Origin of the sequence: Luteococcus sp., assembly GCF_043424415.1 — a bacterium.
GTDB lineage: Bacteria > Actinomycetota > Actinomycetes > Propionibacteriales > Propionibacteriaceae > Luteococcus.
In genome coordinates this window covers 1-4618 of sequence record NZ_JBHWOO010000176.1, presented here as the reverse complement: position 1 = coordinate 4618, position 4618 = coordinate 1, and the positions used below count along the sequence as shown (strand labels likewise).

Below are 4618 nucleotides of genomic sequence, written 5' to 3'. Positions count from 1 at the left end.
TCGTCCAGGAACGCGGACAGGTATCACTGGAAATCGTGATCCTGATGCCGCTGTTCCTGGCGGTCATCTTCACGATCATCACGGCCAGCCTGTTCTACTTCGGCAAGGCCGCCGCCCAATCCGCGGCCGCGGCCTGCGCCGAAACCACACGCACCCTGGATGGCACAGTCACCGCTGGCCAAGCTGCCGCATCGAACGTCCTCACCAGCGCCGACATCCTCACCAACCCGCACGTCACCGCCGACAAGGGAGCAGCGCAAACCACCTGCACCGTCTCTGGGGCAGTTCTGGGACCCATCTCATTGGGATTACCCACGATCACCCGCACCGTCACGATGCCCACCGAACGGACCACTCAGCCATGAGCCATGCACGCAGATCCGAGCAAGGTGCCAGCACCCTCGAGGCGACCCTGGTCATCCCGGTGCTGCTGCTGTTTATCGCCATGGCCATCGCCGGCGGCCGCATGGCCTTGGCCCACAACGCCGTCTCATCAGCCGCCGGTGCCGCCGCCCGCGCCGCCTCCATCGAGCGTGGCAGCGGTGCCGCCACCACCGCCGGTCAAGCCGTGGCGGCCGCCACCCTGGCAGACGCCGGCTGCAGCCCCGTCACCACCATCACCGGCGGCTTCGATGCCCCCTTGGGTACCCCAGCAACCGCCACTGCAACCGTCTCTTGCACGGTTTCACTAGGGGATTTAATCCTTCCAGGCTTGCCTGGGCATGTGACGTACACGAGCACGAGCCAGTCTGTCATCGACGCCTACCGCGGAAGAACCAGCGGGTTCGGGAATTCTGACGCTTCTTCGGGTCGGAACTCAGGGGGTCGGTGATGGTGTTGAGCCTAGTCGGTGTCGTGGGTTTGTGTCGGCGACGGATCTTGGATGGCGTCGGCGTTGAGGACGCGGGTGAAGCGTGTGGCGGCCTGGATGGACAGTCCGAACATGTCGGACAGTGCTCTGACATCACCGCCATTGGCGATGGCCTCGTGAAGGATGCGATCCTCACGCAGTTTGCGTGTGGTTATGCCTGGACCCAGAGCCAGCTTGACCCATCGAGCGCTGCAGGGGCTTTGCTGTCTCCAGCTGCGTCGGCTGAGGAACAAGTGTGGGTTGGGGGCATCGGGGTAGAGGGTGTTGCGGTGCGTGATGTAGGCGCTGAGGCGTTGCTGGACCGGGTCCGCCAGGGGGATCACGCGGTCGGGGAGGTAGAGCTTCCCGTCATGAAGATCGGTGAGCTTCAGCCCTCGGATCTGACCCATGCGCAGTCCGTGGAACACTGCGAGCGCTGTGATGGCCGCGGTCTCGGGTTGGCTGCTGTCGAGCCGTTCGATGATGACGTTGATGTCCAGTGGGAGCGGGTCGGTGGAGGGATGCGAACCGGTATCGGTTCGGCTGGTGGGATCTTGGAAGATCTTCTTGTGGGCCTTGAGAACGCGGAAGACGGACTTGAGCCCTTGGCCCATCCTGGCGCGTTCAGGGCCGGTGGGGAGCTGAGCAAGGACATCGTCACGGGTGATCTCGCGCAGGCTCTGGTGGCCCTCGTCGGCCCAGGCGAGGAGCGCGGGCAGGGCCCAGCTTGCGTGAAGCCGCAGTGTGACAGGACTTCGTGGACGGTTCCTGGGAGTGGTGAAGCTGCCGTTTTTTCGGATGTCGAACCAGAACTCCAGTTCTGCCTGCATGGTCGGGGGCAGGGGGCTGATCTGGGTGTGAAACCAGGCGTCGAGTGCTGGTGTGCGGTCCTCGATGAGCAGATCGGCTGTCTGGAGCACTTCGCGGACCGTCCAGGCCGTCAGATCGATCTGGCGCAGCGCTTCGACGTGGGTGGCGGGGACGGGGCCTCGCCCGTTGTCCTGGATGCCGATCGCGATGCGGGCTCCGATGATCGCGTCGCGGCGTTGTCCCGGGGTCCAGTGCCGTTCGTCGGCGAGGTGGTTGGCGATGCGCTCGAGCATGGCGGCTTGTTCAGGGTTCGCGCGTCGGTGGAGCCCGGCGCGGCCATGAGATGCCAGGTCGGGTGTCGCGGTGAACAACGCCGGCTGGTTGTCCAGGCCGGTAGTCCAGTCGCGGGGCGCGACGGGGCCCGGGTCTTCCTGTTTGGCTGGCCCTGGGCCGCCGTGGCGAGGGTTGGTGAAGAACATGTCGGCGAAGAACAGCTGCTGTCCGTGCTGGTTGGCAGCGATCGGGTCGTAGGGCTCTCCGGGGATGCGGTAGTACTCGGTCTGCTTGTGACAGAGCCGGCAGATTCCTTGGGCGCCGAGCATGACGGTGCGTCCGCAGGTGCGACAGGTTCCCAGCCCGCCGCCCGATCGGGGCTGGCGGTACTTGGTGCGCCAAGCAACGCAGCCGCGGCAGAGCCATTGGTGGGTTCTGGTGGCGCCCCAGGCGAGACAATCCAGGCAGGAATCTGGTCCGGGGTCGGACAGGATGTGACAGCGGACGCAGAGGCCCGCGTGGAAGTAGTCACGCGAACCGCATTTGATGCAAGGCGGTGGGATCACCGGCCCGCCGGGCCAGCAGTCGAAGCAGAAGCTGACCTGGGGCATGGCGATGGGTTTGGTGTGGCAGATGGTGCATCGGCGAAGGCGTCTGCCGCGACCTGTTGGGGCAGTCATGGCTATGCCGGTGGGAGCGTGCGGTTGCGTCCGAGCCGGGGGATCACGTTCGGAGCAGCAGTCTCGGTTCCGGTCTCTTCCTCGCGCGGCTGCCGGGCTGCGACAGCGTTCTTGTCGACGACTAGGAGGTCGCCGGGTTCGCAGTCCAACACGGTGCAGATCACGTCGAGGTCGTCCAGACGGATCGTGGTCGGGGTCGTGGTCCAAAGCGCCGACATCTTACCGGCGCTGATCTGCAGGCCGGCATCGGCGAGCATTCGGCGTAGCTCGACCGACTTCCAGATGCCGCGTTCGGCCGCGCGCATGCGCAGGTTCCATTGCATGAGGTCATCCTCTGATCAGGCGGGCTGTGACCCGCTGGTTGGCCTGCTTCCAAGCTTGTTCGACGTGGTCCTCGTGGACATGGACGTAGATGGTCGTGGTCGCCAGCCAGGAATGTCCCAGCAGCTCCTGAATGGCCTTGAGACCGACTCCCTGTTCGTAGAGCGACGAAGCGCAGTAGTGCCGCAGGACGTGTGGGGTGAGCTTGTGAGTTTCGGCGTGCCAGTCGGGAAGCCAGCGTTCGACCGCGCGGTCCAGTCCGGTGCGCAAGGCGTCGCCACCGACACGCACGACCTCACCACTGTGACGGTCGCGCCGTTCGCTGGGGAACAGGGGTGCATCAGGGTTGCTCCAGTCGTCGCCGTACTGGTGCCGGACATCGGTCAGCCACCATGTCAACAGCGCATCGACACCGTTGATGCAAGGGATCAGGCGACCCTTGGGTCCCCGGCCCATCGAACCTTTCCCGAAGCGGACGTGCAGCTTGCCACTGCTGCCCAGGTCGGGGCGCCAGTCACGGATGTCCAGCATGACGGTCTCGTTCAGGCGCAGACCAACTCGTCGCCAAAGCGACGCGGCCATGTAGTCCCTGGCCGCCGGCAGGTACTTGCGCGCATCGGGCAGCCACTCACGCCAAGGCGTGAACAAGGTCTCGATCTCCTCATTGGACGGGGGAATCCGAGCCACGCCGTACTCGGACTTGTGGGGGCGGTTGAACTCGTCGATGGGCTGCTGGACCACTGCACCGGTCAGGGCATGGATGTCGCCCTGGTAGCGCAAGACCAAGAACGCATAGAAGCGCCCCAGCGCCCACGCCTTGTCTTTCACCGTTGTGTGAGATCGGCCTATCTGACGCAGATGCGTCAGCCAGCGATCCGCCTCAGCCGGGCCATTCATCCACACTGGCTTCCCTGTGTAGCGCAGGAACTGGATCACCGACGAACGGTCCTGCAACAGATGCGCGTCGGTCACCCCGGCAGCAGCCCGTGCCAACAGCCACTGGTCGAGCAACTCTTCCTCGAAATCTTCCAGTTCGGCGGGCGTCACCAGACGACGCGGAGAGTGCAGCGACCGCACCACAGCCAATCCAGGCATCGCCAGTTCCTAATCTCCGAGAGAGGATCACGAATGACGATAATCATTCAGGAATCCCGACGAAGGGTCAATGGCCATCACCAGACCACTTTCCCGCTCACCGACAAGGGACTAGGCCAGACAGGCACACCTCCGCTCGCCGATGAACTCGCGGCATGTCCGACACGACGATGACCGCGACAGCACGCCGCACCAGACGGGTGCGGGACGAGCGGGGCTCCATCAGCACCTGGGCCGTGCTGGCCAGCCTGTGCATGATGCTGGTCCTCGGCCTGGGCGTCGATCTGGCCGGGCATGTCGCGGCCGAGCAACGCGCCCGCCAGGTCGCCTTCGAAGCAGCCCGCACCGGCGGCCAACAGGTCGAACTCGACGCGCTGGCCACCACCGGCACCCTCACCCCCGACCCCGCCCGGGTGAGCGCCGCCGCCGAGGGCTACCTCACCACCGCCGGCTACACCGGCACCACCACCGTCGGCGCGACCACCGTGTCGGTGACGGCCACCGGCGACTACGAATGCCGCTTCCTCACCCTGCTCGGCATCGACCGGCTCCCCGTCACGGGAACCGGTCAGGTCGAGATCCACACTCC

The 4618-nt window shown here is 65.4% G+C and carries 6 protein-coding genes; 3 read left to right on the top strand and 3 right to left on the bottom strand.

Annotated features, from left to right (window positions below; translation table 11 throughout):
* Both ACHFFZ_RS10385 and ACHFFZ_RS10380 read left to right on the top strand, forming a co-directional pair.
* The coding region (locus ACHFFZ_RS10385) for a TadE/TadG family type IV pilus assembly protein (RefSeq protein WP_394276552.1) at positions 1-365 on the top strand (365 nt) is incomplete at its 5' end.
* On the top strand, positions 362-832 hold the full coding sequence (locus ACHFFZ_RS10380) for a TadE family protein (protein WP_394276551.1): 471 nt from the start codon (positions 362-364) through the stop codon (positions 830-832). The genes ACHFFZ_RS10385 and ACHFFZ_RS10380, both read left to right, overlap by 4 nt.
* Before the next feature lie 11 nt (positions 833-843).
* Here ACHFFZ_RS10380 and ACHFFZ_RS10375 read toward each other — a convergent pair whose 3' ends face one another.
* The 3 genes from ACHFFZ_RS10375 to ACHFFZ_RS10365 form a co-directional block, all read right to left on the bottom strand.
* The gene (locus ACHFFZ_RS10375) at positions 844-2262 is read right to left on the bottom strand and encodes a tyrosine-type recombinase/integrase (RefSeq protein WP_394276550.1); all 1419 of its coding nucleotides are present in this window, start codon (positions 2260-2262) and stop codon (positions 844-846) included.
* A 353-nt stretch (positions 2263-2615) separates the two neighbouring features.
* A complete protein-coding gene (locus ACHFFZ_RS10370; protein ID WP_394276549.1) occupies positions 2616-2936 on the bottom strand; it encodes a helix-turn-helix domain-containing protein in 321 nt (106 codons plus the stop codon).
* 4 nt (positions 2937-2940) lie between these two features.
* Positions 2941-4029 (bottom strand): tyrosine-type recombinase/integrase, encoded by a 1089-nt coding sequence (locus ACHFFZ_RS10365; protein WP_394276548.1) that lies wholly within the window; start codon positions 4027-4029, stop codon positions 2941-2943.
* 155 nt (positions 4030-4184) lie between these two features.
* On the opposite strand from ACHFFZ_RS10365, the gene ACHFFZ_RS10360 reads away from it, so the two are divergent.
* On the top strand, positions 4185-4618 hold a 434-nt coding region (locus tag ACHFFZ_RS10360; protein WP_394276547.1), incomplete at its 3' end, for a pilus assembly protein TadG-related protein.

Bases quoted from the DNA above. Each gene is read 5' to 3' on its own strand.
- ACHFFZ_RS10365 (WP_394276548.1), bottom strand. From the start codon at position 4,029: ATGCCTGGATTGGCTGTGGTGCGGTCGCTGCACTCTCCGCGTCGTCTG.
- ACHFFZ_RS10380 (WP_394276551.1), top strand. From the start codon at position 362: ATGAGCCATGCACGCAGATCCGAGCAAGGTGCCAGCACCCTCGAGGCG.
- ACHFFZ_RS10375 (WP_394276550.1), bottom strand. From the start codon at position 2,262: ATGCTCGGCGCCCAAGGAATCTGCCGGCTCTGTCACAAGCAGACCGAG.
- ACHFFZ_RS10370 (WP_394276549.1), bottom strand. From the start codon at position 2,936: ATGCAATGGAACCTGCGCATGCGCGCGGCCGAACGCGGCATCTGGAAG.